This window comes from Flavisolibacter nicotianae (assembly GCF_003628535.1).
Taxonomy (GTDB): domain Bacteria; phylum Bacteroidota; class Bacteroidia; order Chitinophagales; family Chitinophagaceae; genus Flavisolibacter; species Flavisolibacter nicotianae.
The window spans coordinates 1-24,575 of record NZ_RBCI01000015.1 but is presented as its reverse complement, the minus strand read 5'-3'; the positions used below and the strand labels follow the sequence as shown (position 1 = coordinate 24,575).

Genomic DNA, 24,575 nt, shown 5'->3' with positions numbered 1-24,575 from the left:
GTGTCGGAAAAGAATCGTTCATTCACGAATCAAATGCACCGCAGAACGTTTGTTCAGTACAGCGGTGTGCTTGCAGGAAGTCTTGCCGTTTCTCCACTTTTCGGCCGGCTTCCCCTGTCAAAAGAGATGGGAAAGGAATCACCTCTTTTCTGGTACCAGAAGCCTTTGCGCATTATGCACACGGTGCTACGGGAGATTGATGCAAAGAACTACGATGCCAATGCGGTGGTTGACTATCTGAAAAAAGGCAGCTACAATACCTTGTGTGTAAATGCCGGTGGCATCGTTGACTTTTTTCAAAACCCATTGCCTGCTGCGAATGTGAATCTGATCATGGGCAACAGGGATATCCTCAAAGAAATCACCACAGCCTGTAAAGCTGCCGGCATCAAAGTGATTGCCCGTATCGATTTTCGTGGTGTGGAGGAGCATGTGTACCAAAAGTTTCCTGACTGGTTTAAAAAAGATACGTCACAAAATCCGGTCAGGACAAACTATACGAAACCGGTCTTGTACGAGTCCTGTTATTTGGGTCAGTACCGGAACGAATATGCCAATGAATTTGTGCGTTATGTATTGACCAATTATGCAGTGGACGGCATCTGGCACAATGCGCCGGGCTTTGGTGGGATTTGTTATTGCAGCCGGTGCAGAGAGGCCTACAAGGCCACCGTAGGAAAAGAGATTCCTGTGGTAGGTACTGCTTCCGAAGAAGAACTGGATCGCTACATGACATGGAAAACGCAGACGGCGGATCAATACATGGATCGCATCAGGAGAACGGTTAAATCTTTCGGGCAGGACAAAGTTTACACGGCCGAGGTTTTCAGCATTTACGGCGTTGGCCAGCGCATCGACTCTGGTATTGACCTGGACAGTGCACGAAAACATTTTGATATCCTGGTGAGTGTTGCGTTTCTGACGGAAAACAGCCAGGGTGAGCGGTTTACCTACGAGGACCTGAACTACGGCAGCACCATTATCAAGTTTTTGAAATCCATGGTCCCCGACAAGGAAGCAGTCGTTATGTATGGCGGCAATGGCACCACGCATCGTTTGGTTATGGATCCCCCGCTTGACCTGAAGGTGTGGCTTTGGGAAATTTTATCGGCAGGCGGGCGGTTCTGGAATTGTTATTTCACCAATGTTCCTACACAAACGCATGACAATCGCAATGCGTTCAACGAAACAGAAGCCTTCCAGTTTGTGAAGGCAAATGAAGAACTTTTGGTACAGCATGTTCCGGTAGCGAACATCGGGATTTATTATTCAAATCCAACCCGCATTTCTTACCGGAGTAAAACGGCTGAAGGCGATCGCTTTGGTGCTGAAATCAGAGGTGTGGAATCGGTGCTGATGGAAAATCATATTCCGCATGATTTTATTCTGGACGATCAGGTCAGCAAAGAACGCCTGCAGAAGTACAAGCTGGTCATCCTGCCCAACGTTCGCTGTATGGCTGACAAAGAAATAGAGGTTTTGAAAAATTATGTTCGTGAAGGCGGGAACCTGGTAGCAACATACAGCACCAGTCTTTGTGACACCAGGGGAAATGATCGTGCTGACTTCGGGCTTTCCGAACTGTTTGGGGTTCGTTATGCGGGGAAAAAAGAAAACACCCGCAAGGATAATTACCAGTACATCCTTGACAAGGGCCATCCGCTGGTTAAAGTGGACAGCCCGAAAACGGAATTGCTGTTCACTGCAGGCTATACGGCGCTAACGAAGCCAAGGGACAAGGCGACGGTTATTTGCACCTGGGTGCCGGCCATTCCAAACCAACCGCCGGATAAAGCCTGGGTCAGGGAATTTTCGACAGCATATCCAACCATCGTTGAAAATAAATACGGGAAGGGAACCGTGTTTTACTTCGCCAATCAACCTGATTTATTGAGCTATGAAACGGGACACCCCGACCCGCGAAACCTGTTATTGCGAACGATCCGTTACCTGGCGGGAACTGCCATACCAATTGAAACAAATGCACCTTCCAGCGTGCACATCGGGCTGACGACGTCCCTGCAAAAAAAAGGACAATACAATCTTACCCTGGTGAACACAACGTCTGGAATGTTCCGCCCGATTCGTGAGCTGGTACCGGTGCATGACATTAAGATCAAACTGAAACTTGACGGGAGGTCTGTCGGTCTTTGCAAGGTGTTGCGTTCACAGAGTGAATGTCACATCAAATCAGTTGAAAACACATTGGACATCCACATACCGAAGCTGGCAGACTTTTGTGCGATTCATGTTCAGATGACGACATAGAAATTATCAGTAACTTTTAGTTGATTACTTATCTATTTATTCAAACAGGCAGCTATGAACTGGACACAAGTTATCGATCCTCTTTCTAACCTTGCACTCTCTGCGTTGCTTGCCTCGCTGCCGATCTTTTTTATTTTCTGGGCACTCATCCTGAAAAAAATGAAAGGATACAAGGCGAGTTTGCTGACGCTTCTGCTTGCGATTGCCGTTGCGACCATCATGTATGGCATGCCGGTTCAGTTGGCGCTCCTGTCAGGCCTGTATGGGGCGATGTATGGGCTGTTTCCCATTTGCTGGATTATTCTGGGAGCAGTGTTTTTGTTCAACATCACGGTGAAGAGCGGCCAGTTTGAAATCATTAAAAGTTTTATGGCTTCAGTTACCCAGGACAGAAGGTTGCAGGCCATTTTGATTGCGTTTTCTTTTGGTGCTTTTCTCGAAGGCGCCACCGGTTTTGGTGCTCCGATTGCCATCAGTGCTGCCATGCTGGTCGGGCTTGGCTTTAACCCGCTTTATGCGGCCGGCCTTTGCCTGATTGCCAACACGGCTCCCGTTGCATTTGGTGCGATTGGCACACCGATCATTACGGCTGCAAAAGTTTCTGATTTACCGGAGATGGCAATTTCACAGCTGGTGGGAAGAACACTTCCTATTTTATCGGTCATTGTTCCCTTATACCTTGTTGTCCTAATGGCCGGTTTCAAACGGTCGATGGAAGTGCTCCCAGCCATCCTGATCTCGGGCATTACGTTCGCTTTTTTTCAGTGGTACTCATCCAATTTTTTAGGGCCTATGCTGCCGGATGTGATCGCGGGGCTGGCTTCCATTATCTCACTCCTGTTGCTGTTGCGTTTTTGGAAACCCAAAACGATCTGGCGTTTCAAAGAAGAGCCGCAGCAAACAATCGATAGCACCTGCCGGTATTCTGCCAGCCAGATCATCCGGGCCTGGTCTCCGTTTATTGTAATGACCATCATCGTGATTGCCTGGGGATTTGAACCCATCAAAGCGGCACTGAATTCAATCGGTAATCTCAAGTTCAATATAGCCGGTTTGCAAAATTCGATTCTGAAACCTGACGGAACACCCTTGGTGATAAAGCCGTTTGAATTCAATTTTCTTTCCACACCAGGAACGGGTTTGCTCGTCGCTGCATTGATATCGCTGCCCCTGATCGGCATGCGCTTTAAGGAAGGAGCCAAGATCTATCTGGCCACGCTGAACCAGTTGAAGCTTCCGTTCATTACCATCGCCTCTGTTGTTGGATTTGCTTTTGTGGCCAATAATTCGGGTATGTCCATTACCATCGCCATGGCCCTGGCAAGTACAGGCGCATTGTTCCCTTTCTTTTCGCCCATACTCGGTTGGTTAGGAGTCTTCCTGACCGGGTCTGATACTTCCTCAAATGCATTATTCTGCAAGTTGCAGTATAACTCGGCACATGCAATCGGCATTGATCCCGTGATTACCGTCAGTGCTAATGCTTCCGGCGGTGTAACCGGTAAGATGATTTCTCCGCAATCCATTGCCATCGGTTCGGCATCTGTTGGTTTGGTTGGCCAGGAATCAAAACTTTTTCGATTTACAGTCAAACATAGTTTTATCATGCTAACGGTGATCTGCATCGTTACAATGTTGCAGGCCTATGCAATCAAGTGGATTGTGCCCAGGTATAAAGCGGTGGAAACAATCATTAAAACAGAAACGGAAAGTTTGTCAAAAGGGTTTTTTTACCTAATGGTATTGGCCATCATCCTTGCGCTGATTGCCGCAACCGTTTTTTTGCTCAATCGAAAAAAGAAAGTGTTACTGGAAGCCACAATGACGTAGAAAACCAACGCCTTTCTTTTCATTCAAGGGAAGATTATTGAAAACATATTTTTAAACTTTATTCATTTGTTTATGCAAGCCTATTCGTTTGAAATCCGCAACAATTTACAGGCAACATACAGCGATGTTTATACGCCGGAGGTTTTGGGTGCACTGGATGCGCTGGCTCATTTCAACAAGGAGGTCAAAAAGGCCATGGCCGAACGCACCGCACGCCGGCAGCAACGCATTGCGCAAAAGCAGCGGATCACCTTTCTCGATCCGGAAAGTTTGGTTCCCGGCACTGACATTAACGTGCAGGATGCCCGCGACGGCAAATTTGAAGGTGCGGTGATTCCGCCTGATCTCGAGCGCCAATGGATACAAGGCACAGGCCCTGCGGCAAAACCCAATGCACCGGTCGAAAGCAGCATCCGCAATGTTGCTTATGCCTTGCTTTCCGGTGCCGACGGCTGGATGTTTGACGGTGAAGATGCGTTGGGTCAAATTCAAACCATGTCGCTCGATAATCAGCGAAACCTGAAATTGGCTATTGCCAAAGACGCCCTGTTCCTGAAAGTAGCGGAAAAAGTGGCTTCCGAGATCAATCAATGGGCCGATGGCTTTCTGGGAAAGCAAACAATAGGCGACTGGAAAAAGCAACTTGATTTTACCACCAAGATTTTCCGTGCCCGTGGTCTTCATTTGGATGATCGGCACATCCGGGATGCGGATGGCGTTGGCATGGCGGCATCGATCGTCGACATGACTCTCTATGTTGTCAACAACTACAAGGAATTGCAAAAGGCCGGTTCTTCCATTGTCCTGTATTTGCCAAAGATTCAGACAGCAGGCGAGGCCGCGTTATGGAATAAAATGATTAGTGCGCTGGAGGAACATTTAGAACTTGCTGTTGGCACCATCAAAGTGTACGTGCTGGTAGAGCAGTTGGAGGCCACCTATCAACTGATGGAAATCCGTGCAGCATTGGGCAAACATTTCGTTGGGTACAATACCGGCCGCTGGGATTATATCAACAGTGTATCGGATGCGATGCTCTGGGACGACAGCTTTATCAACCCCAATATTGAATCCATTACCATGACTTACGGCTACATGCGCAACTATGAAGACCGTGTGCGCCGGGCTGTGAACACACCGGACCAGAACGGCAACTATGCCTTATGGCAGGGCGGAATGGAACCCAACATCCCGGTAGGTTCCGGGGAAGGCGTGGCCGCCAGCATGGAAAAAGCCCTGACCGGAGCCGAGCGGGAACAGCGGGAAGGAGCCAGCGGCAAATGGGTGGCGCACTGGAAAATGGTCCACATTGTAAGACCCGTCTGGGAAAAAGCTGCTGAAGCAAATCAACTCGGAAGAAGGTTTCCGGCGCTGACATACACACAGGCGGATGCGGACGGGCTGATATTGCTGGAACCTGCACCGAGGAGCATCCGGGGTGCCCGAAACCTGCTGAGTGTGGCCCTGCAATATGGCAATGCCTTTGGGCAGGGCATGCAGGCGGCTGCCTTGAAACCGGCAGATTTCTTTGGTAACGATGATGTGTTGTACCTGATGGAGGATATGGCCACTGGAGAGATTCGTTTGAGTATTCTTTGGGAGTGGGTACACAAAGGAGCGAGGCTGACGGATGATGATGCGGAAACAGGAGCAAAAGCAGGCGATGTGTTTTCGGCAGCGCTGTTTGAAAAATTGCTGCAGGAAGAATACGGCAAATTGCTGAAAGCAAATACTAAAGACGTATTCGACTCATCAAAAACAACGACGTTACCCATCTCCCGTGAGATTGCTAACACCTACGTGTTGAGTGCTTTCAAAGTGCCTTGGTTTATTGATCTGCTGAATATTAATTTGAACAACGAAGACCTGGAAACAGCTAAAGAAAGGATTACCCTGTATATGCAGGCCTTTGAGAAAGACGGCTACCGGATTACAGAAAATATTGATTTTGAAAAAGCGTTGGATGCAAGTCGTTTATCGGTAGCCTTGTAAGATAAACATCATTGTTTTTGGCTGCTTTTTGCCAGGTTTTTATCTGTAAGGCATTTTCCGGATACGTTGTTTTGGGTCATTGCTTATGAAGCGTTTGCTCACATTGCGAGAAGCAGTCACCTTCATGAACAATTCTATTTCCCCATCGATTCACTCTTGCAAAGGCCAGGGCCTGTCTTGCTGGCTGTATGGCAGGCTGGATTTTTTCTGCATTGCTTGTTTTACTGAAAAGGCCGACCCCTTTTCCTTTTCAATCTTTCACCTCCATAAGATGACGGTTATGCTAAAGAAAATTACAACGGCTATCCGGTACCAGTCTTCTCCGGAAGCGCTCATTCAAGATACCTTATGTTTGAAAGAAGGCCTGATTACCTCGACCGGCGCACTGGCTATTCGCACCGGTGAATTCACTGGGCGGGCACCACAGGATAAGTTCATTGTCAGAGACGAGCTTACGGAGAACAACGTACACTGGAACAGTTTCAATATCCCTATAGATGAAAAATGTTTCAGGGTGATTTACCGGAAAATACTGGATCACCTCAATGCAAAAACTCAGGTATGGGTGCGGGATGGTTATGCCTGTGCCGATCCGCTATCCAGGAGGCGTGAGGAAGTTGATCGTGTCAAATAAGAAAAAGAGAAACCATCCCTGTTGATAGGTCTGTCTCCCAACGAAGTTCCGGAAACCCGTATTGCATGTTGGCTGAAAAAAAAAGATTGTTTGCTTTCCTTGCAGTGTTTTTCATTGCGTTTGCCCTTTACGACTGTAAAAGTGTAAAACCGCGTGCAAACACGAGGGTTGAGCGCAACAATCACAGCGGCGGCAACCCTGCACCGGTAGCAAATATTTCGACCAATGACACGTTTGGCCTTGCACCGTTCAAAGCAGCCCTGCGCAGCAAGAGCAACGATGATCACGACGGGAATGAGAAACTTGCCTATCAATGGACAGTAAACAACGAGATCATTTCAACTGAACCCAATCCAACCTTCACCTTTCCAAACAACGGTAATTATTATGTGGTATTGAAAGTCACCAATTCCATCGGAAAAAGCAGTATGGATACGGTAGAAATCAAGGTCGGTCACAGCCTGCCGAAGGTGACCATTCTTGTTTCCGATAACAGTACCTTTTTTTTTGAAAGGCCAACTACCTTCAGGTATGCAGTTGAGGTAAATGAAAACAAAGAATTCGACAGGGACAAACTCCGGGTGACGATGAAATACCTCCCTCACGTGGCAGATGATGCTGTAGTGACTGATGACCGACAAAAAGAAAATTACGAGGTTGGCAGAAACCTGCTGGCAACTAACGATTGTAAAACCTGTCACCAGGTAATGGGCAAATCCTCTGTTCCTTCATTTATGCAGGTTTCCGAAAAATACTGGAATAACAAAAATGCCATCGATCGCATGGCCAATAAAATCATTACGGGTGGGAGTGGCGTTTGGGGGGTGCAGGTTATGAGTGCTCACCCGCAGTTGTCAAGAGAAGAAGCTACAGCGGTTGTAAAGTATATTCTTTCCATGGCCGTCGATAAACCGGACATGGAAATCCCACAGGCGGGAACAGAGGTATTGAATGAACATATCGGTTCAGACAGCGAAGGACGCTATGTTTTTAAAGCTTCCTATACTGATAAACGTGATGCCGTTACGCAACTGACAAGTAAAGATGTGATGGTGCTGCGTCCTTCAAAAGTGGAGGCGGAACAGGCGGACTTTGTCGGGGATATTAAGATAGAAAAGGGGACACTAAATCACATTAACAACCGCTCGTACTTCGTACTAAAAAATATTGACCTGAAAGATGTTCACCGCCTCAGGTATCGGTATTCCTCGAAAGATATGGATGCGGCCATCGAGGTTCACATCGATGCACCTGGTGGACAGTTGGTCAGTACCGCTTCTTACAAGGTAACCGGGGCCTGGGAACGATACGAAGAGGTGAGTACCACCCTTACCGACCCCGGTGGAAAACATGACCTGTATTTTGTATTTGTAAAAGCCGATGCGCCCAACACCTACCTGGCAGCATTGGACTGGATCAGGTTTGAAGGTGGTCGCGAAGTAAAAATAGTCGAAAGGGCTGCGCCGGGGAAAACGAAACTGTCAAAGGCTGGCATTAAAAAAGAGCGAGCTGCCACAACCGGTAGACGAATAGGGAAAGACAAAGCATATAGCAAGGGAAAAAAGCTGGGAGAGGTATTGCTGGCAAAAAACGATTGTTACACCTGCCACAGAATAGGTGAGAAATTGGTTGGCCCCGCTTTTATCGATGTGGCAAGGCGGTACCAAAACCGGTCTTTTGCCATCAGCACGTTAACGAACAAGGTCCTGCTCGGCGGTTCCGGGAATTGGGGACGGGTTCCGATGTTGCCGCATCCGCACCTGTCCAGGAAGGACGCAGCAGAAATGGTTAGATATATCCTTTCACTTCGAAAATAGATTCTACTTGCCGGTTGCTGGCAAAATAGAAGGGGAACCTGGAAGGCGCTTTTCAACACCTTGCAGGGGTACCTGGCCAGATTAAAATGTGATTAGAACTGGCTGGTGTACGCATGGGCGTCAAAAAACTTCGCAATTTTTGGCTGCGTGTATGCAAGCAGCGGAGTCCTGCCGCTGTTTGTTCCTAACTTGGCGCCTCCATTCACTTGTGCCGTTTACTGTATGAGAAAGATTTGTTTTGCCTTATTACTGTTCGCGGGCCAGTTGGCCAACGGGCAGTCCGGCCGATCGATAGACACCCTGCCGGAGCGTACCCTCGACAGCATTATTGTCAGCTCTTCCCTCCGGTTGAACCACCCGCCCTATCTAAAAGCAGTTGAAGGCATGCACATCTATGCCGGTAAAAAGACAAACAGTGTTTTGCTCGACCCTGCCAAGGCCAACCTGGCCGGCAATCTTTCCCGCCAGTTGTTTTCGCAGATCCCGGGACTGACCATCTGGGACATGAGCGGGAGTGGTGCCCAGATCAACGTGGGGACCCGTGGCACCGATGCCCACCGCTCCATCGAAATGAACATGCGCCAAAACGGCTACAACACCAACTCCGATGTTTTCGGCTACCCGGAAGCGCACTATACACCGGCTATGCAGGGGGTGCAACGGATTGCGTTGGTGCGGGGCTCTGCCGCCCTTCAATTTGGGCCGCAGTTTGGCGGCATGCTGAATTATGAAATGAAAGAGGGGGATAGCACAAAAGCCTTTTCCCTGGAAATGGAGCAAACCCGCGGTTCCATTAATTTCTTCAACACCTTCGGCGCGGTTGGCGGGCAAAAAGGGAAATGGCGTTACTATGCCTATTATGACAATCGCAGTGGTGATGGCTGGCGCAAAAACGCGGCCTTCCTTTACCAGAGTTACTATGCGTCCGTCCGGTATGCGTTTAGTGAGAAGGGATCCGTTGCGTTCCAGTTTTCCGGCATGCAGTACCGCGAGCAGATTGCAGGTGGACTGACGGATGAGCAGTTTGCGGCAAACGCCAGGGGCTCGCTGCGCAGCCGCAATTTTTTCAGCCCGGTCATCAACATTCCTGCCCTGCTGTTTCACTACGCATTTACGGCCCGCACCAGTATACAGCTAACCTCCCATGTCCTCACCGGCGAACGCAACAGCGTGCAGTTCCTCAATCCGCCCAACATTTTGGATACGGTAAATACTTCGCTGGGCAGCTACAACCCACGCCAGGTAGACAGGGACTACTACAAAGGGTTTACCACCGAGGCAAGGCTGCTGCACCACTACACCCTGAAGGGCGCCAGCCAGACGCTTGCCGCTGGACTTCGATTCTTTGACCAAACGACCAAACGGCGGCAAAAAGGAGTAGGGACAACCGGCAGTGATTTTGATCTGGGTCTTGTGAGGCCTTATGGAATTGATCTTCGCCTGCATTCGCGCAATGCGGCGCTTTTTGCAGAAAATATTTTTCAACTCACGAAACGGTTTTCCGTGACCCCGGGTTTTCGTTATGAGCTCATTGACACCAAAATGACGGGTGTGATCAACAATGCGTCGGTGCCGGTCAGTTACACGAGCAGGCGCAACTTCCCTCTGTTTGGTACCGGTTTGCAGTACACGCTTTCCCGGGAAACTGAACTGTATGGCAACGTCTCACAGGCTTATCGTCCCTTTCTTTATTCCAATGTCACACCGGCCGACCGGATTGATGTAGTTGACCCCAATTTAAAAGACAGCAAAGGCTATGACATTGACCTGGGGTACAGGGGCCAGGTACAGGACGTCCTTAAATTTGATCTGAATGGCTTTTATCTTTTTTACGGCGACAGGGTCGGACAGCTCACGCTAAAGGATCAAAACGGGAAAAGTTATTTGTTTACCACCAACATCGGCGATGCAGTCAGCAAAGGGCTGGAAGCGTATGTGTCGTTTTCCTTTGCCCGCCTGCTGCTACCGGGTTATCATGCCGGAGCCTTGTACAAACTGCGGCTGTTCAATGCGCTTTCCTATACCCATGCTCGGTACCTCAGTGGCGAGATAACAAAAGCGGGAATCAACACCACTCTGAAAGGCAAATGGGTAGAGGGCACACCGCAGTGGACCAACCGGACAGGCCTTGCCTGGCAACACAAAACCTGGGTGGGGCAGGTAACGTACACCTATGTGGGCAAAAGCTTTGCAGACGCCAACAACACGGTGGCAAACCCGCTGGGTGCGACCGGGCTGGTCCCTTCTTACCAGCTTTGGGACCTGAGTGTCAATTGGCGGTTCTTAAAGAACTATTCCCTTTCGGCTGGCATCAACAATATAGCGGACAAAAAATACTTTACCCGACGGATCAACATGTATCCTGGACCTGGCATCCTGCCGGCAGACGGGCGGAGTTTTTACATTACGGCCGGCATAAAGCTCTAGGTTCACAAGGCGGCGCAAACCCAAGCTTGAAAAGCGTGTATCGCATGATATTTCGTTTGTGCGAGCCCACTTTGGCGTTAACCAACACCCTCTACCTGGTAACTGTTCTTGCCATTGTCTTCATCTTGTTCCTGTTCTTCAACCTGCAAAGCAGAACGGATCTTCTTAATTGCATTGAAACCGTTATGCAGGTATGGAATCCCAAACAGTGGTGAAATGAATGCGATCCTGCACAGCAAGTCATTGGCATAAAACCTGTAAATGGGTGGGCTGCCGTTTGCAGGGTAACCCCTGTAGCCAACAGGCGGGTATTTCAAAATCGCCTTACTTCGGAGGGGAGCAGATAGGAAGGGGCAGGACGAGTGTGCAGCACCTTGTATGAAGGCGTTTTGCAATGTGATCGGCCCGTAGTCGTTCAGCGCTGAGAGGACTTTCTTCTGCCGCGTTATTATTCAAAAAAAAGTAACGTTGTTTTAAACGCCCCACTAGCGAAGCTCTGTGTATCGGTATGCGTGATTCGTTCACTCTTTCCTGCTTCGCAAAGAATGCCGGCGTTATTGCTCGGTGGATTGCCAAAAACGGGTTGTGCAGGATGCGCTGGATCCTGGCAATTTTACGTGCTGAAAGGCCGCGGTCGGTTTGTATTTCTGGCTTGCAACCGTTATTTTGGCAACCGCGTTCAATTGGAAACAATCAATTTCAACCCGCACGCTGTATTGCGGTCACTTTTGTACAACCCTTTACTATGAGTTCGTTCTTCACGTACCGTCTCCGCATTCGCCAGCGTCTTTCGCTTTTGATCTGCGTGCTCCTGTTAAGTGTCATCCTGGTATTTGGTATTGGGTCGTACTGGAGTGTTCGCAATGCCGCCCTAGTGGTTGGAGAAGAACGGTTACAGACATTGCCGCGGCAACTGAGCAAAATGCTTGCAGCAAATGTTGAGGAAATGCTTGCGGCAGCCCGGGTGATTGCAAAGCCGCAGGCGATCAAAAAGGTATTGACCAACGATCAAAACAGTTCCCGTCAGGCCGCATTGGCCTATTTGTCGGGTTTACAACAGGACAGTACATACGCATTTATTGAAGTGATCGACACCACCGGTGCACCGGTGATGGGAACCGGGCAGGCAAAACTGCAGGAGGCAGCTTTTCGAAAGTCTTTCTTTCATGAAAATTTTCCCGGTTGTGCCCGGTTTGGCTGCGTCGGTGGGCTTTATCAGCTCGGGAGTGCCGTTTACTATCCTGTGATCGTCCCCATTGGTGACAGTTTACCGGTATTGGGCTATCTCGTTCGCTGGCGCAAAATGCGGGCCCGCAGCGGCAGTGGCAGCAACATCGCAAAACTGATGGGCGATCAGTTTGCCATGTATATCGGCAATACGGATGCCGGTTTGTGGACGGATATGGATAAGATCGTAACGGTGCCCAAACAGGTTGTGGGGGCCATGAAAACGATTCTGAGGTTTCCGCAGCCGGACGGCGATGAACTTTTTGCTTCTGCCCGATTGATACCGCATACCGAATGGGTCGTAGCCGTCACGGTTCCGAAATACAAATTAGTAGCCGCGGCAAGCCGTGCCCTGTTCTGGCAACTACTGGTTGCGGGTCTTTTGCTGACGGTCGGTGTCGGCCTGGCCTGGGTGTTAAGCCGGAACATTACACGGCCGTTGAATGAACTGACGGCGGCTGCCGTTGCGATGACGGCCGGTAATTACCGTCCGTTCGTACAGGTAGACCGTCGCGACGAAATCGGAAAACTGGCCCGTGCGTTTCACACCATGTCGCGGCAGGTCAGTGAGGCGCAGCTTCGCCTGCAAAAGGAAGCCGCCAATTATAAATTGTTGTTTCAAAAAAACCCAATGCCGATGTGGATCCTATGCCAGGCGACAATGAAGGTTCTCGACGTTAACGAGGCGGCAATTGGAGCCTACGGATACTCCCGGGAAGAATTTCTTCAGCTGACTGCCAAAGACCTGCGGCCGGACGAAGAGGTCGCCTCTTTTTTGGCGCATATGCAGAAACTGAAATCGGATCAGTCTCCAGCGATCTGGAAACACAAAACCAAGGCTGGAAAGTTGCTGATGGTGGAGATCAAATCGGAAACGATTTTGTACGAAGAACATCCGGCACGTTTGGTGCTTGCCAACAACGTAACCGAAAAGCTGAAACTGGAAAACGAGCTGGTGCAGCACCAGATCAAACAGCAAAAGCTAATTGCCGAAACCACGATACATGCCCAGGAAAAGGAACGCGAAGAGCTGGGGCGTGAACTGCACGACAACGTGAACCAGATTCTCACATCGGCCAAGCTCTACCTCGAACTGGCACAGGGCCAGGGGACGGATCACCTGCAGCGTGGCTTGCACAAAGGCTACCAGAATGTCAATATGGCAATAGAAGAGATCAGAAAACTTTCCCGCAAGTTGGTGCCGCCGGCTTTTCACAGTACGTTGGTAGAAACTCTCCAGGGATTGGTAGAGGAAATGCAGGCTGCTGCCAGTTTCCAGCTGGAGCTAAACGTGCAGGAGTTTGCGGAAGATCGGGTAAGCGACAAACTGAAGCTGATTCTCTACCGCATTGTGCAGGAACAGTGCAACAATATCATTAAACATGCACATGCCGACCAGGCAAAAATTGTCCTGGAAACCAACAGGGATTCTGTCTGTCTCGAGATCACGGATGACGGAGTCGGATTGAAAAACATCCAGGCTTCCAAAGGGATCGGAGTGCGAAACATCGAAAGCCGTGTGAGTTTTTTGAAGGGAAGAGTTAGTCTCTCGTCGCCGGGTGGAAAGGGATGCTGTTTGAAAGTGACCATTCCTCTCCCGGAACTGAGCTTTTCAGAGGAAAAATATGCCGGCCAGCCATTCAGCAACGAAGTGTAACAAACGCAATCACTTTGCCGTTTTTTGCAAGCCTGTTTTCTTGTGCTGCTTTCTTATAATTGCCAGCCGGTTGCCGGGAACGTTCAACTTTTCCTCCCTGAGTAAAGGATCAATCAGGATAGCTTGCTGAGTGCGGTGTAAAGGGTCATCCGGGCAAAACTGAGAACGGTCAGTACAATGTTCATGTAGTCTACAATCGACATATGGTTTGGGGTTTGGAAATGCAAAGTTCTTTTGCTGTTCCTTAATCTTATCACAAGGCAAAGACAAAGAATCGCCAAAAGCAAACGGTCCCTGTATCCTTTTGTGTTGTGTCTGCAGGCCTTCGCGTTTCGATCATTTCGTTGCCAGCCGGATCTTTTTTATCTGCCCACGTTTTTCGCCGTGTAAGCAGCCAGTATTCTTCACCTTGCACTGGCAAAGCAATTGGGCAGAAACAACCATCAGATTGTCCTTTGTGGGGTAGAGCGGAGGTGGCGATTTACCTGCGGACTTCACCAATTACAGCCCCCAGCAGATCCACCACCGCTTGCTCTGGACAACCAATCTGTTCAATTTCATCGCCTGCCCGCCAGTGTTCTCCTTTTTCAACAAGGGTCAGCCGCTGGGTACCCCTGCCGGATTGCAGCAATACATCATAAGTACCGGTTGCCTTTCCCTCCCAGGAGATTGTCTCGGCAAGTGCGGCCTTGTAAAAAGTGTTGTTGTGAATGAAGGTTGTGGTAAACACCAGGTAATCGGCAGTGTCTGGCCTGCCAGTAACAAGCTGGAAGCTCATATAATGTGCAGTTTTGAAGACCAAGGTAGCAAGAACCCTTTGCACTTGTGAAATGGTTTTGATGTGCGGAGCCATGTTTCCACGAAGGGGTTTGTTTTTTCGTTTTGAAGGGATCTTTGCCCAATACTCTTACCAACGACATCTCATGCAAACCCTGTTTTCCATGGTTGGCTGAAAGTTTCCGGCTTCCCCTTCTGTCGCGGCGTAACGAAGACCAGCGGACAGGAAAAGTCAGCACACCGAAGGTGAAATCACCCGGTTTTACCAGTGGTATGCAAGGGGGAAGGAGAAATTTGGGGAATCAACAACTTGCCGTGACAGAAAAAGCCGGCGTTTATTTCGACTTCTCAACGATTTGCATTGTAAAGCCAAGGCAACCAACCCGGGCAACGCTGTGCCGTAAAAACAACCCATTGACTTTTTTCAATGGGTTGTTTGGTTGTAAGATGGTACAGTGAAATGGGTTTTACCTGTCTTGTTTATGTCGTAAAGCTGGGAAGCACGTTTGGAGGCAGTTGGGAGAGAACATGTTCCCACCGTTTTGCAGCTGCTTCCAGGACCGGCAATTCATCGGCTGTGTTGTGTTGGCTCTCGAAAAAGGTAACCGAGACTGGCTTCGCACTTCCTCTAAATTTAAGTTGAAGCGAAACGGATTGGAGAAAATGGTTCAGGTTGCGGGTTTTCAATTCCCCGGCGCCAATAGCGCCGTATACTTTTTTCACAGCGCACCATTGTAGGTCTTGCAGGTTTACAATCCAGCAAACCAACCTGTTTCCCCGCTTCTTTACCAGAAAAAGTTTGTGTTTGATCTTATCGAAGCCAATGTGCTGGTGACCAAGCTTTTCCTGCTTTGTTACAGATAAATTGATTTCTTTCAGAAGGGACGGCAAACTTGCCAGTCTCTTTACCCTGCGACTGATATATTTCGACAAATAAATGATTACTGTGTGCATAACATTCCATTTTTTAGCATCAACAAAAGGGGTAATTGGGTTCAGGCACGCCTGGTCATTTTGGACGAAATGTGCTGGTTGATCAAGCCTTCCCAAAACTTCGCTTTCTGTTCCAGTTCCTGCATTTGGTAAATGCCGTTTACATTGGTATCATAAAAAGAAATCCAGGCAGAATCAGCGCTATGGCTCAGCGTCAGCCGAATGCCAATTTGGTCGGTGATCACTTCCGCCTTTGCCTGGCTATTGCTGCTATCCAGGGTGATATATTTTCTGTGTAAGGTGCAGGTCTGCACATTCGACAAGCCAATGACGACAGGACTACCTGCCCGATCAAACGAAAGCAATAACAATGATTGCTTGCCGGCATCAAAGCCAAGTATTTTATCTTTTAGCACCTCAAGCCTTGTAAATGATAGCCCGTGGTCTCTGCCTGCCTGGTTGAATTGAGAAAAAAGGGCATCGCGGTCTTTTTGTTCCTGTCGTTTGCTAAACCGTACAAAAAGATAGGGTGGGATAACTGTGATGGCAATGATGATCACAGCCACATATATTGTTGACATGATTATTCGATTTGGTGAGTAAAAAAAGGGCCTTGCCGGTTTTAGTAACCGGCACAATCAGGGGATCTGTATAAAACGACAGGAGTTTACCAGAAATAGTGCTTGGGAAAAAGCAGCTTTAAGGCAATTGGTGTGCAATAAGAATAAGCCGGCGCTGCCATGCGCTGAAGGCGCGAGCTTGCTGCAGAAGACAGAACGGTAGGCCTGGTAACGGTAAAAAAGCCCAGGTAAAGCCTGGCCTGTTTGGCTGGCTTGCGGCTTTCTTTAAAAAGATTGAAGATGGTAAGATGACTGTTTTGCAGGTAGCCGCCACAATCAAATTTAGAGGGTTGTCCGGTGATGACCGCTGCTTTGTCAACGCCCAGTTCAACAACCTTCTCCCGTCCACTTGAGGTGAGGAAAAGGAAAGAGGTTACGATAAACGTGAACAACAACCGCATGCAGCAAATCTATTCCTTAAAACCATGGCAAAATGTGAAAATGTGCCGGTCGCTAATTTTCCATCAGCCTTTCGTAAAAAACCTCGATGATTCACTTGTGAAGCCTGTCCATATTTTCATCAGGTGCTGCGACATATTTTCAAAGTAGCAGACTGAAGAAGGGTAAAGCATTTTTCATCCACTGATTGATTGTTTCAATTCTATATCTCCCTGCCGCGCTGGAAAGCAACGGCTTTTCATTCGCGGAAATCCGTTGTTTGGTCTTTCTTGCACTACTGGTGAAAAAAGCGTCTGTACCTGCGATCGATGAAATAGGAATGAAGAATCGTTAACCGGACGATTGTCGAAAACAAACATGAAGTGACTTGAAGAGCTAGTCTTCATTTTGTAGCTTTATTGACTTACTTAAATAAAATGAACAACGAGATGAGAACGTGTCTGAAGCGTAGTTGCGGTAGTTTTCTATTGCTTGCAGCATTATTAACCTCTGCTATTTTTCTTTCTTGCAACGATAAGACACCTGATCATATCGCTCAATATCCTACTGAAGAATATGAATACACTTCGCTGGATACGGCGAAAGCTAAAGTCCATACTACGGTGTATGTCCCTATCTATTCGCATTCTTATATGGTGAACGGAAAACGTCCTACCGACTTTGCCGCTACATTGAGTATTCGCAGTACAGATTTTAGGGACAGCATATTTGTTTCCAATATTGACTACTACAATTCAAAGGGCGAGCTGATAAAAAAATACATCAACAAGGTGTTGCTACTAAAACCAATGCACTCCTCCGAATTTATCGTGGAGGAAGCTGATAGAGCAGGTGGTGCTGGCGCCTATTTTATTGTAAACTGGTCCTCCAAATACGGAATAAGCGAACCGCTGGTTCAGGCCATCATGCTTAGTACCGACGGCAGCCTGGGATTTTCATTTAAAACAGACGGCATCAAAATTTCACCCCGGTAACTGACCAATCTTTGGGTGTGCAATAGCTGGCGCATTTTATCGTAGAGGTAGATATCCGCCTGTCTTCGAGCTGGTGGTTCACTCATCGGCTGTCGGCCTTTGTAACCAGTATGCTTCTTGCGAATTGCCGGTGGGATGGGCCGGTTGGTTGTAGCCAGAAAACTTACCAATAGCTGTAGACGTTACAGAAACCACTTTGGGTTTAAGAATTGCATCTTGTGCCTTCGGCTTTCCTGGATGAAAGAGACCCTGCAATGAAAAACATGTCAGCTTTCAACAAAACTGGCTGGGAATGATTGGAAAAGAAAGTGAAATAAACAGTACTCTTTATCACGTCAATATCTACACATATGGCTCGTCAGGACTTTACCGATTTAGACAAACTTAGCATTGACACCATCCGTTTTCTATCTGTGGACATGGTGCAACAGGCCAACTCCGGGCACCCGGGTCTGCCGCTTGGGGCGGCTCCCATGGCTTATGTGCTCTGGAGCCGGTTTTTGCGTTTTAATCCGGCCAATCCGCATTGGCCCAACCGCGATCGCTTCATTCTTTCAGCGGGGCATGGTTCGGCTTTGTTGTATAGTTTGCTGCACCTGTTTGGGTATAATCTTCCCTTGGAAGAAATCAAACGCTTCCGGCAGATTGGCTCAAAAACGCCCGGACATCCCGAGTCGATGCTGACACCGGGTGTGGAAGTAACAACGGGGCCATTAGGGCAAGGCTTCGGCAATGGCATTGGGGTTGCCATCGCGGAGGCTTTCTTAGTAGCCAGCTTTAACCGGCCCGGTCACAACATCACCGATCATTACACCTATGGAATTGTAAGTGACGGTGACCTGATGGAAGGGGTGGCTTCAGAAGCAGCCTCTCTCGCAGGGCACCTGAAATTGGGCAAGCTGATTTATCTCTATGACGACAACAAGATATCACTGGACGGCCCTACAAGTCTTGCATTTACCGAAGATGTGCCGGCCCGTTTCCGGGCTTATGGCTGGCAAACGCTGACCGTGGAAGATGGCAATGACCTGCCGGCTATTGAACAGGCCATTTTGGAAGCACAGGCCGATACGGAACATCCCACATTGATTTCCGTGAAAACGGTCATCGGATATGGCAGTCCGCAAGCAGGCACCAGCAAAGTGCACGGCAGTGCCCTTGGCGAAGAGAACGTCAGGAAAACAAAAGAGTTTTATGGCTGGGACCCGAACCAGACTTTTTATATTCCCGAAGAAGTGAAGACTTACCTCTTGGACCAAGGCAAAAAAGGCGCTGCGTTGCAGGAGGAGTGGAACCGGCAGCTGGAGAAGTTCACCAAAGCCTTTCCTGAAGAAGCCGGTATTTTCAAGCTGGCCTACAGTGGCGACCTGCCGGAAGGCTGGGACAAAGACCTTCCGGCTTTTGGTCCTGACGACGCCATGGCAACACGGCAGGCGTCGGGCAAGGCGCTCAATGCGCTGAAGAAAAACATTCCCTGGATAATCGGCGGCTCGGCTGACCTGGCCAGTTCCACCGAAACACCCAAACAGGAAGATCTTAGCTTTCAACCCGGTCGATACCAGGACAGCAACATTTGGTTTGGCGTTCGTGAACATGCGATGGGAGCGATCCTGAATGGCATGGCTTCGCATCGGGGCGTAAGGGTTTATGGCGGCACGTTTCTAACTTTCTCCGATTACATGCGGGGGGCTATCCGGCTGGCGGCTTTGACGGAAGCACCGGTAACCTACATCTTTACCCACGACAGCATTGGTCTTGGCGAAGACGGGCCGACGCACCAGCCAATAGAGCAGGTCACGGCATTGCGAACCATTCCCAACTTAACCGTTATTCGTCCCGGCGATGCCAATGAAACGGTGGAAGCCTGGCGCATCGCTATTCAGCGGTTGAAAGGTCCCGTGGCGCTGATTCTTTCCCGCCAGAAAATGCCCAACCTGGACCGGGGCAAATACGCACCGGCAAACAATGTTGCGAAAGGTGCTTACATCTTGCGTGACAGCAAAGACACACCGCAGATCATCTTAATTGCCACCGGCTCTGAACTGCACCTGGTAGTGGAAGCGCAGGAACGATTGGAGCAGGTCGGTATCAATGCCCGCGTGGTGAGTATGCCTTCCTGGGAATTGTTTGAAAAACAGGACCAGGCTTACAAGGATAGCGTGTTGCCACCTTCTGTTCACCAACGCCTGGCTGTGGAAGCCGGCGTTACGGTGGGCTGGTACAAATACGTCACTGCCGAGGGGGATGTGATCGGCATCGACCGCTTTGGTGAATCCGGGCCAGGCAATGAGGTCATGAACCATTTTGGTTTTACGGTAGAAAATGTTTACAACCGGGCCAGGGCACTTTTACAAAAACAAGAACGGGTGAAAGGAAGCCCTGTTGCCGGTAATGCAGATGTGGAGCGAAGCAGCGACTAGATGGTGAAGAGCAATTTCATTGGCGAACAGAAACAGTCTTCACACGCAAAATATGACAGGTGTTATGAAAAATCCCGTTGCCCGGATAGCCGATTTCACCCAGGGCAATGGTATCGGATGAATGACCACGGGCGAAGTTATGGGAGCAGGACTTCCTGGGGCTATAAAACGATGATGGCCTCTCTGCTGAAATACCAGGTGGAAGATGGGATGTGGCGCCAACTGATCGATGATCCGGCTACCTGGAAAGAGACGTCCACTACCGGCATGTTTACCTGTGCGTTTATCACCGGGGTGAAAGAAGGATGGCTAAATGCAAAGACTTTTGGCCCGGCTGCCAGGAAGGCTTGGTTGAGCCTTATTAAGTATATAAATCAGAGCGGCGACATCACCAATGTCTACGAAGGCCCCAATAAAAAGAACGACCGCCAGTACTACCTGGATCGTAAGAGAAATGTTGGCGATCTGCACGGACAGGCTCCGGTGTTATGGTGTGCTACAGCACTTCTGCGTTAATGTGGCTGCGGCCCTGCTGGTTATAGCGGTTCTACCCGATTTACTAAGCAAGCTCGCCTCGAACCTCAAACGTCTCAAAGCCGGAGGGCTTGCAGTCCTCTCTTATGCAAAACTGCTTACACACTTAAAGTGAGATGTCAAACATGAGACGAAGGAAAGGAGAGGATTTCCAGTGATTGTACTTTCCTGTCTCACGTTTCACCTTTCACTTCTCACGTTTTACTGCTACTACCGATTGTGGCTTTTAACTGGCAGAAGAGGATCTTCTTCGAATCAATTCTGATTTGATGACAACGGTTTCAGGTGCTGAAGCCACCCTTTTTTTCTCCAGTTGTTTAAAGAGGAGCGTGGCAGCAGTTCTTCCAATCTCAAAAGCCGGCTGCATGACGGTTGTTAAAGCCGGGTTCAACAGCGAGGCTGTCGAAAGATTCGAAAAGCTGATGATCTTCACCTCTTCAGGAATACACAGCCCAAGGTCTATGCAAACCTGGTAAGCAATAATCGCCAGCTTCTCTACCGAGGCAAAAATGCCATCAGGTCGGTCCTTATCACTGAACAGCGTTGCGATTTGCTGGTAGGAGAGTTGATCGTCGTCTTCGCATTCCTTGATGATGGTGTCATCGAAAGGAATTCCATTTTTTTCTAACGCAGCAGAATAGCCGCGTAAGCGATCTTTGATGATCGATAAACTTTTTGAAATGCAAAGGTGGGCAATTCGTTTGCAGCCATTTTGAATTAAATGTTCGGTGGCTTCAAATGCGCTTTCGAAATCATCTGTCGATACTTTGGAAGCCTCTATCTCCTTGCTGGCACGATCGAAAAAGACCAGCGGAAGACCGTTTTTCTGAAACTCTTTGATATGGGTTTGGTCCTTGGTTTCACTGGCCATCGATAATAAAATGCCATCGACTCTGCCACTTTGAAGGTGGTTTAAAATCTGTTTTTCCTTTTCGTAATCTTCATGTGTTAAATAAATCAGCACATGATAATTTTTTTGTTGGGCAACGGACTCGATGCCATTGATGGCAAGTGAAAAAAAGTTGTTGACAACATTCGGTATGATCACCCCGATGGTTTTGCTTTGGTTTTTCCGTAAACTGCTCGCATAGGGGTTGGCAACATAATTTCGTTCTGCTGCAAGTGCCTGCACTCTTTGTCTGGTTTCTGCACTGATATCATAGGCATCACGCAGTGCTCTTGATACAGTGGATACAGATAGTCCTAATTCTTTTGCCAGACTTTTTAAATTAACCTCGCTCATGGGTGTAAAGAAATTCCGAACAAAATGTCGTCATGTTTCGAAAACGTTTCCGTAAATAAATATTTGGAAAACTACACAAAATCAAGCTTTTATTCGAAAATTTGAAATGAGAGCGATTGCGAAGGTTCGTGTGAAAATGCGCCTTTCCCGCTTTTGATATCTGCGCCTTGGCGAAGAATAAAACCCAAAAGAATTCATGTCTCTTGCTTTTGAAAAGAAAGTTGCTGTTATTACCGGTGGAGGAGGTGTTTTGTGCAGCACAATGGCCATGGCGTTGGCCGATAAAGGTGCACATGTTGGCATCCTCGATCTGAAGCAGGAAAATGCCGAAAGCGTGGCCAGGCAGATTACGAGTGCAGGCGGAAAAGCCATTGGGCTCGCTTGCAATGTGCTTGATACGGACAGCCTGAAAGCCGCCCATCAAAAACTTTCGGACACCCTGGGTCCTTGTGATATCCTGGTCAACGGGGCCGGCGGCAATCACCCCAAAGGCACGACTTCGAATCCATTTCTGCTGGAAGAAGATTTGCTCGCCAACAAGGATCTCAAATCCTTTTTTGATCTGGACCCGGAAGGCATCAAGTTTGTCTTTGATCTCAATTTTATCGGCAGCCTTTTGCCAACACAGGTGTTTTCAAAAGATATGATTGGCCGGCAGGGCACTTCCATCATCAACATCTCCTCTATGAATGCCTTTCGGCCGCTTACAAAAATTCCTGCCTACAGTGCAGCAAAAGCTGCAATCAGCAATTTCACGCAGTGGCTGGCCGTGCATTTTGCAAAAGCCGGGGTACGGGTCAATGCTTTGGCGCCGGGCTTTTTTCTGACCGATCAAAACCGCAGGTTGCTGACGAATGAAAATGGCAGTTTAACGGATCGTGGCAACACGATTCTCAGTCATACGCCCATGAACCGCTTTGGCACTCCGGACGACCTGACCGGCGCCCTGCTGTGGCTGTGCAGCGGGGAAGCGGCCTTTGTGACAGGTGTCGTGATTCCGATTGACGGAGGTTTCAGCGCCTTTAGCGGCGTTTAAAAAATAGAAACAATGATAATGTTAGAACAGACCATGAGATGGTACGGGCCGAATGACCCGGTACGTTTAGCAGATATAAGACAGGCAGGATGTACAGGCGTTGTTACGGCTTTGCACCATATCCCGAACGGACAGGTATGGACGGTAGAAGAAATCAAAAAGCGCCAGGCTGAAATCGAAGCGGCAGGCATGGTGTGGTCTGTGGTGGAAAGTGTGCCGGTGCACGAGGCCATCAAAACACAGACCGGTGATTACAAAACATACATCGAAAATTATAAAGCATCCATCCGGAATTTAGCGACCTGTGGCGTTATCATTATTACCTACAATTTTATGCCGGTGCTTGACTGGACCCGCACTGATTTAAGCTACGAAGTGGAGGATGGCTCCAGGGCACTTCGCTTTGAAAGGGCTGCCTTTATTGCGTTTGATGTGTTTCTGCTAAAAAGAAAGGGAGCAGAACCGGAATACACAGAAGAAGAATTGGCAAGGGCAAAAGACCGCTTTGCAGAAATGAGTGAGGCCGAAAAGCAACTGCTGCAGCGAAATATGATTGCCGGCCTGCCCGGCAGCGAAGAAAGCTTTACGTTGGACCAGTTTCAACAAGCGTTGGATACCTACAAAGGAATTGATGCCGATAAACTCCGTGAGCACCTGGTTGATTTTCTGCAGCAAGTGGTTCCTGTAGCGGAAGAAGTGGGAGTGAAGATGGTCATTCATCCCGATGATCCGCCGTATGCCATCCTGGGTCTTCCGAGGGTGGTTAGTACAGCCGCGGATGTTCAGGCGCTGTTCGATGCGGTTCCCTCTTTTAGCAATGGTTTGTGTTTTTGCACCGGCTCTTTTGGTGTGCGGTCTGACAATGATTTGCCAGCCATGGTAAAGCAGTTTGGCGATCGAATCAATTTCATGCATCTGCGCAGTACACGAAGAAATGAACATGGAGATTTTTATGAAGACAACCACCTGGAAGGCGATGTAGACATGTACCGGGTGATGAAAGCGGTGGCTGAAGTAATGGAAGAAAGAAAGACCAGTATCCCGATGCGTCCAGATCACGGTCACCAGATGTTGGATGATTTAAACAAGAAAACAAATCCCGGCTACTCGGCCATCGGTCGTTTAAGAGGATTGGCAGAGTTGCGCGGACTTGAATTAGGAATTGCCCGCAGCCGGCAAGAGAGGCTGAATGCCACCGGCAATACAAGCCAACCGGCCGGCAGCTATCAACTTCAACCGTGATTCCCTTGCTTATAAATCGGGTACTCCCGCTATCCTCGGCTGACGGTTGCTGGTAGCGGCTGGTTCTTGGAGCCACTCAACGAGAAAATGAACAACAAATGTTATTTGGCAATGAGCAATAAGCAGAGTGCTAGAGAGAGAACGGCTGCGGGGCAGGGCTTTCCTGCGTCGGCAGATCGGACTTGTGTACTTGACCACACGATGAAGGAAGAGAAGAGATGGATGAGACTTATTTGAACTTTATAAAACTTCCATTTCGAACTTGTTTTCGCTAGTGCTGGATTTCGCAATTGCCTAACCTACTATCAATGATTACAAAGCTTAACACCAATTATCTACAATCCTGTTACATGAAAAGAAATGCACTACTTACTCTACTGCTGTTCGCTTTCCTGCTTGGCAGTTCGCAAACGTCTTCCGGTTGGAAGCCATTGTTCAATGGTAAAGACCTCAGTGGTTGGAAGCAGTTGAATGGGAGGGCGAGATACAGGGTGGAGAACGGGGAGATTGTGGGCACGACGGTAATGGGGGAGCCCAATTCGTTT

Annotated in this window: 19 protein-coding genes; 13 read left to right on the top strand and 6 right to left on the bottom strand. The window is 48.7% G+C overall.

Going from position 1 to position 24,575, the window contains the following annotated elements:
- The first annotated feature begins 33 nt into the window (after positions 1-33).
- The 6 genes from D6024_RS23830 to D6024_RS23805 all read left to right on the top strand — a co-directional run bounded on the left by D6024_RS23830 (position 34) and on the right by D6024_RS23805 (position 10,968).
- Complete coding sequence (locus tag D6024_RS23830; RefSeq protein WP_121357331.1) at positions 34-2,268, top strand: alpha-amylase family protein; 2,235 nt, start codon at positions 34-36, stop codon at positions 2,266-2,268.
- Between the two features lie 54 nt (positions 2,269-2,322).
- Positions 2,323-4,098 carry an L-lactate permease gene (locus D6024_RS23825; protein WP_121357330.1) on the top strand — a complete coding sequence of 592 codons (1,776 nt, stop codon included), beginning with the start codon at positions 2,323-2,325 and terminating at the stop codon, positions 4,096-4,098.
- A gap of 72 nt (positions 4,099-4,170) precedes the next feature.
- Positions 4,171-6,090 (top strand): aldolase/citrate lyase/malate synthase family protein, encoded by a 1,920-nt coding sequence (locus D6024_RS23820; RefSeq protein ID WP_121357329.1) that lies wholly within the window; start codon positions 4,171-4,173, stop codon positions 6,088-6,090.
- Positions 6,091-6,370: 280 nt separating this feature from the next.
- Positions 6,371-6,724, top strand: a complete 354-nt coding sequence (locus D6024_RS23815) for a phosphoenolpyruvate carboxykinase (ATP) (RefSeq protein WP_240410141.1) — start codon at positions 6,371-6,373, stop codon at positions 6,722-6,724.
- A gap of 65 nt (positions 6,725-6,789) precedes the next feature.
- A complete protein-coding gene (locus tag D6024_RS23810; RefSeq protein ID WP_121357328.1) occupies positions 6,790-8,541 on the top strand; it encodes a carbohydrate-binding protein in 1,752 nt (583 codons plus the stop codon).
- Between the two features lie 222 nt (positions 8,542-8,763).
- On the top strand, positions 8,764-10,968 hold the full coding sequence (locus tag D6024_RS23805) for a TonB-dependent receptor family protein (RefSeq protein WP_121357327.1): 2,205 nt from the start codon (positions 8,764-8,766) through the stop codon (positions 10,966-10,968).
- Between the two features lie 77 nt (positions 10,969-11,045).
- On the opposite strand, the gene D6024_RS23800 is transcribed toward D6024_RS23805, so the two are convergent.
- The gene (locus tag D6024_RS23800; RefSeq protein ID WP_121357326.1) at positions 11,046-11,285 is read right to left on the bottom strand and encodes a hypothetical protein; all 240 of its coding nucleotides are present in this window, start codon (positions 11,283-11,285) and stop codon (positions 11,046-11,048) included.
- A gap of 428 nt (positions 11,286-11,713) precedes the next feature.
- Here D6024_RS23800 and D6024_RS23795 point away from each other — a divergent pair, with 428 nt between their 5' ends.
- On the top strand, positions 11,714-13,852 hold the full coding sequence (locus D6024_RS23795; protein WP_162944990.1) for a HAMP domain-containing protein: 2,139 nt from the start codon (positions 11,714-11,716) through the stop codon (positions 13,850-13,852).
- Positions 13,853-14,333: 481 nt separating this feature from the next.
- On the opposite strand, the gene D6024_RS23790 is transcribed toward D6024_RS23795, so the two are convergent.
- From D6024_RS23790 to D6024_RS23770, 4 genes are all read right to left on the bottom strand, one after another.
- Positions 14,334-14,705, bottom strand: coding sequence for a hypothetical protein (locus D6024_RS23790; protein WP_121357324.1), 372 nt, complete (start codon positions 14,703-14,705; stop codon positions 14,334-14,336).
- Positions 14,706-15,109: 404 nt separating this feature from the next.
- Entirely contained in the window at positions 15,110-15,583 is a 474-nt protein-coding gene (locus D6024_RS23780; protein ID WP_121357322.1) for a hypothetical protein, read from the bottom strand.
- A 41-nt stretch (positions 15,584-15,624) separates the two neighbouring features.
- Positions 15,625-16,143, bottom strand: coding sequence for a hypothetical protein (locus D6024_RS23775; protein ID WP_121357321.1), 519 nt, complete (start codon positions 16,141-16,143; stop codon positions 15,625-15,627).
- An 86-nt stretch (positions 16,144-16,229) separates the two neighbouring features.
- Entirely contained in the window at positions 16,230-16,583 is a 354-nt protein-coding gene (locus D6024_RS23770) for a hypothetical protein (protein ID WP_121357320.1), read from the bottom strand.
- 426 nt (positions 16,584-17,009) lie between these two features.
- Here D6024_RS23770 and D6024_RS23765 point away from each other — a divergent pair, with 426 nt between their 5' ends.
- The 3 genes from D6024_RS23765 to D6024_RS23755 all read left to right on the top strand — a co-directional run bounded on the left by D6024_RS23765 (position 17,010) and on the right by D6024_RS23755 (position 20,491).
- Positions 17,010-17,555 (top strand): DUF3124 domain-containing protein, encoded by a 546-nt coding sequence (locus tag D6024_RS23765; protein WP_162944989.1) that lies wholly within the window; start codon positions 17,010-17,012, stop codon positions 17,553-17,555.
- 350 nt (positions 17,556-17,905) lie between these two features.
- On the top strand, positions 17,906-19,975 hold the full coding sequence (gene tkt / locus D6024_RS23760) for a transketolase (RefSeq protein ID WP_121357318.1): 2,070 nt from the start codon (positions 17,906-17,908) through the stop codon (positions 19,973-19,975).
- 171 nt (positions 19,976-20,146) lie between these two features.
- Complete coding sequence (locus tag D6024_RS23755) at positions 20,147-20,491, top strand: glycoside hydrolase family 88 protein (RefSeq protein WP_240410140.1); 345 nt, start codon at positions 20,147-20,149, stop codon at positions 20,489-20,491.
- A 244-nt stretch (positions 20,492-20,735) separates the two neighbouring features.
- Here D6024_RS23755 and D6024_RS23750 read toward each other — a convergent pair whose 3' ends face one another.
- On the bottom strand, positions 20,736-21,752 hold the full coding sequence (locus tag D6024_RS23750; RefSeq protein WP_121357317.1) for a LacI family DNA-binding transcriptional regulator: 1,017 nt from the start codon (positions 21,750-21,752) through the stop codon (positions 20,736-20,738).
- A 196-nt stretch (positions 21,753-21,948) separates the two neighbouring features.
- Between D6024_RS23750 and D6024_RS23745 the strand changes: the two genes are divergently transcribed.
- The 3 genes from D6024_RS23745 to D6024_RS23735 form a co-directional block, all read left to right on the top strand.
- Positions 21,949-22,788 (top strand): SDR family oxidoreductase, encoded by an 840-nt coding sequence (locus D6024_RS23745; protein WP_121357316.1) that lies wholly within the window; start codon positions 21,949-21,951, stop codon positions 22,786-22,788.
- 12 nt (positions 22,789-22,800) lie between these two features.
- Positions 22,801-24,030, top strand: a complete 1,230-nt coding sequence (gene uxuA, locus D6024_RS23740; RefSeq protein WP_121357315.1) for a mannonate dehydratase — start codon at positions 22,801-22,803, stop codon at positions 24,028-24,030.
- Positions 24,031-24,380: 350 nt separating this feature from the next.
- Positions 24,381-24,575, top strand: a 195-nt coding sequence (locus tag D6024_RS23735; protein WP_121357396.1) for a family 16 glycoside hydrolase, incomplete at its 3' end; no start/stop codon positions are given.

Bases quoted from the DNA above. Each gene is read 5' to 3' on its own strand.
- D6024_RS23830 (WP_121357331.1), top strand. From the start codon at position 34: ATGCACCGCAGAACGTTTGTTCAGTACAGCGGTGTGCTTGCAGGAAGT.
- D6024_RS23825 (WP_121357330.1), top strand. From the start codon at position 2,323: ATGAACTGGACACAAGTTATCGATCCTCTTTCTAACCTTGCACTCTCT.
- D6024_RS23820 (WP_121357329.1), top strand. From the start codon at position 4,171: ATGCAAGCCTATTCGTTTGAAATCCGCAACAATTTACAGGCAACATAC.
- D6024_RS23815 (WP_240410141.1), top strand. From the start codon at position 6,371: ATGCTAAAGAAAATTACAACGGCTATCCGGTACCAGTCTTCTCCGGAA.
- D6024_RS23810 (WP_121357328.1), top strand. From the start codon at position 6,790: ATGTTGGCTGAAAAAAAAAGATTGTTTGCTTTCCTTGCAGTGTTTTTC.
- D6024_RS23805 (WP_121357327.1), top strand. From the start codon at position 8,764: ATGAGAAAGATTTGTTTTGCCTTATTACTGTTCGCGGGCCAGTTGGCC.
- D6024_RS23795 (WP_162944990.1), top strand. From the start codon at position 11,714: ATGAGTTCGTTCTTCACGTACCGTCTCCGCATTCGCCAGCGTCTTTCG.
- D6024_RS23790 (WP_121357324.1), bottom strand. From the start codon at position 14,705: ATGGCTCCGCACATCAAAACCATTTCACAAGTGCAAAGGGTTCTTGCT.
- D6024_RS23780 (WP_121357322.1), bottom strand. From the start codon at position 15,583: ATGCACACAGTAATCATTTATTTGTCGAAATATATCAGTCGCAGGGTA.
- D6024_RS23775 (WP_121357321.1), bottom strand. From the start codon at position 16,143: ATGTCAACAATATATGTGGCTGTGATCATCATTGCCATCACAGTTATC.
- D6024_RS23770 (WP_121357320.1), bottom strand. From the start codon at position 16,583: ATGCGGTTGTTGTTCACGTTTATCGTAACCTCTTTCCTTTTCCTCACC.
- D6024_RS23765 (WP_162944989.1), top strand. From the start codon at position 17,010: ATGAGAACGTGTCTGAAGCGTAGTTGCGGTAGTTTTCTATTGCTTGCA.
- tkt (WP_121357318.1), top strand. From the start codon at position 17,906: ATGGCTCGTCAGGACTTTACCGATTTAGACAAACTTAGCATTGACACC.
- D6024_RS23755 (WP_240410140.1), top strand. From the start codon at position 20,147: ATGATGGCCTCTCTGCTGAAATACCAGGTGGAAGATGGGATGTGGCGC.
- D6024_RS23750 (WP_121357317.1), bottom strand. From the start codon at position 21,752: ATGAGCGAGGTTAATTTAAAAAGTCTGGCAAAAGAATTAGGACTATCT.
- D6024_RS23745 (WP_121357316.1), top strand. From the start codon at position 21,949: ATGTCTCTTGCTTTTGAAAAGAAAGTTGCTGTTATTACCGGTGGAGGA.
- uxuA (WP_121357315.1), top strand. From the start codon at position 22,801: ATGATAATGTTAGAACAGACCATGAGATGGTACGGGCCGAATGACCCG.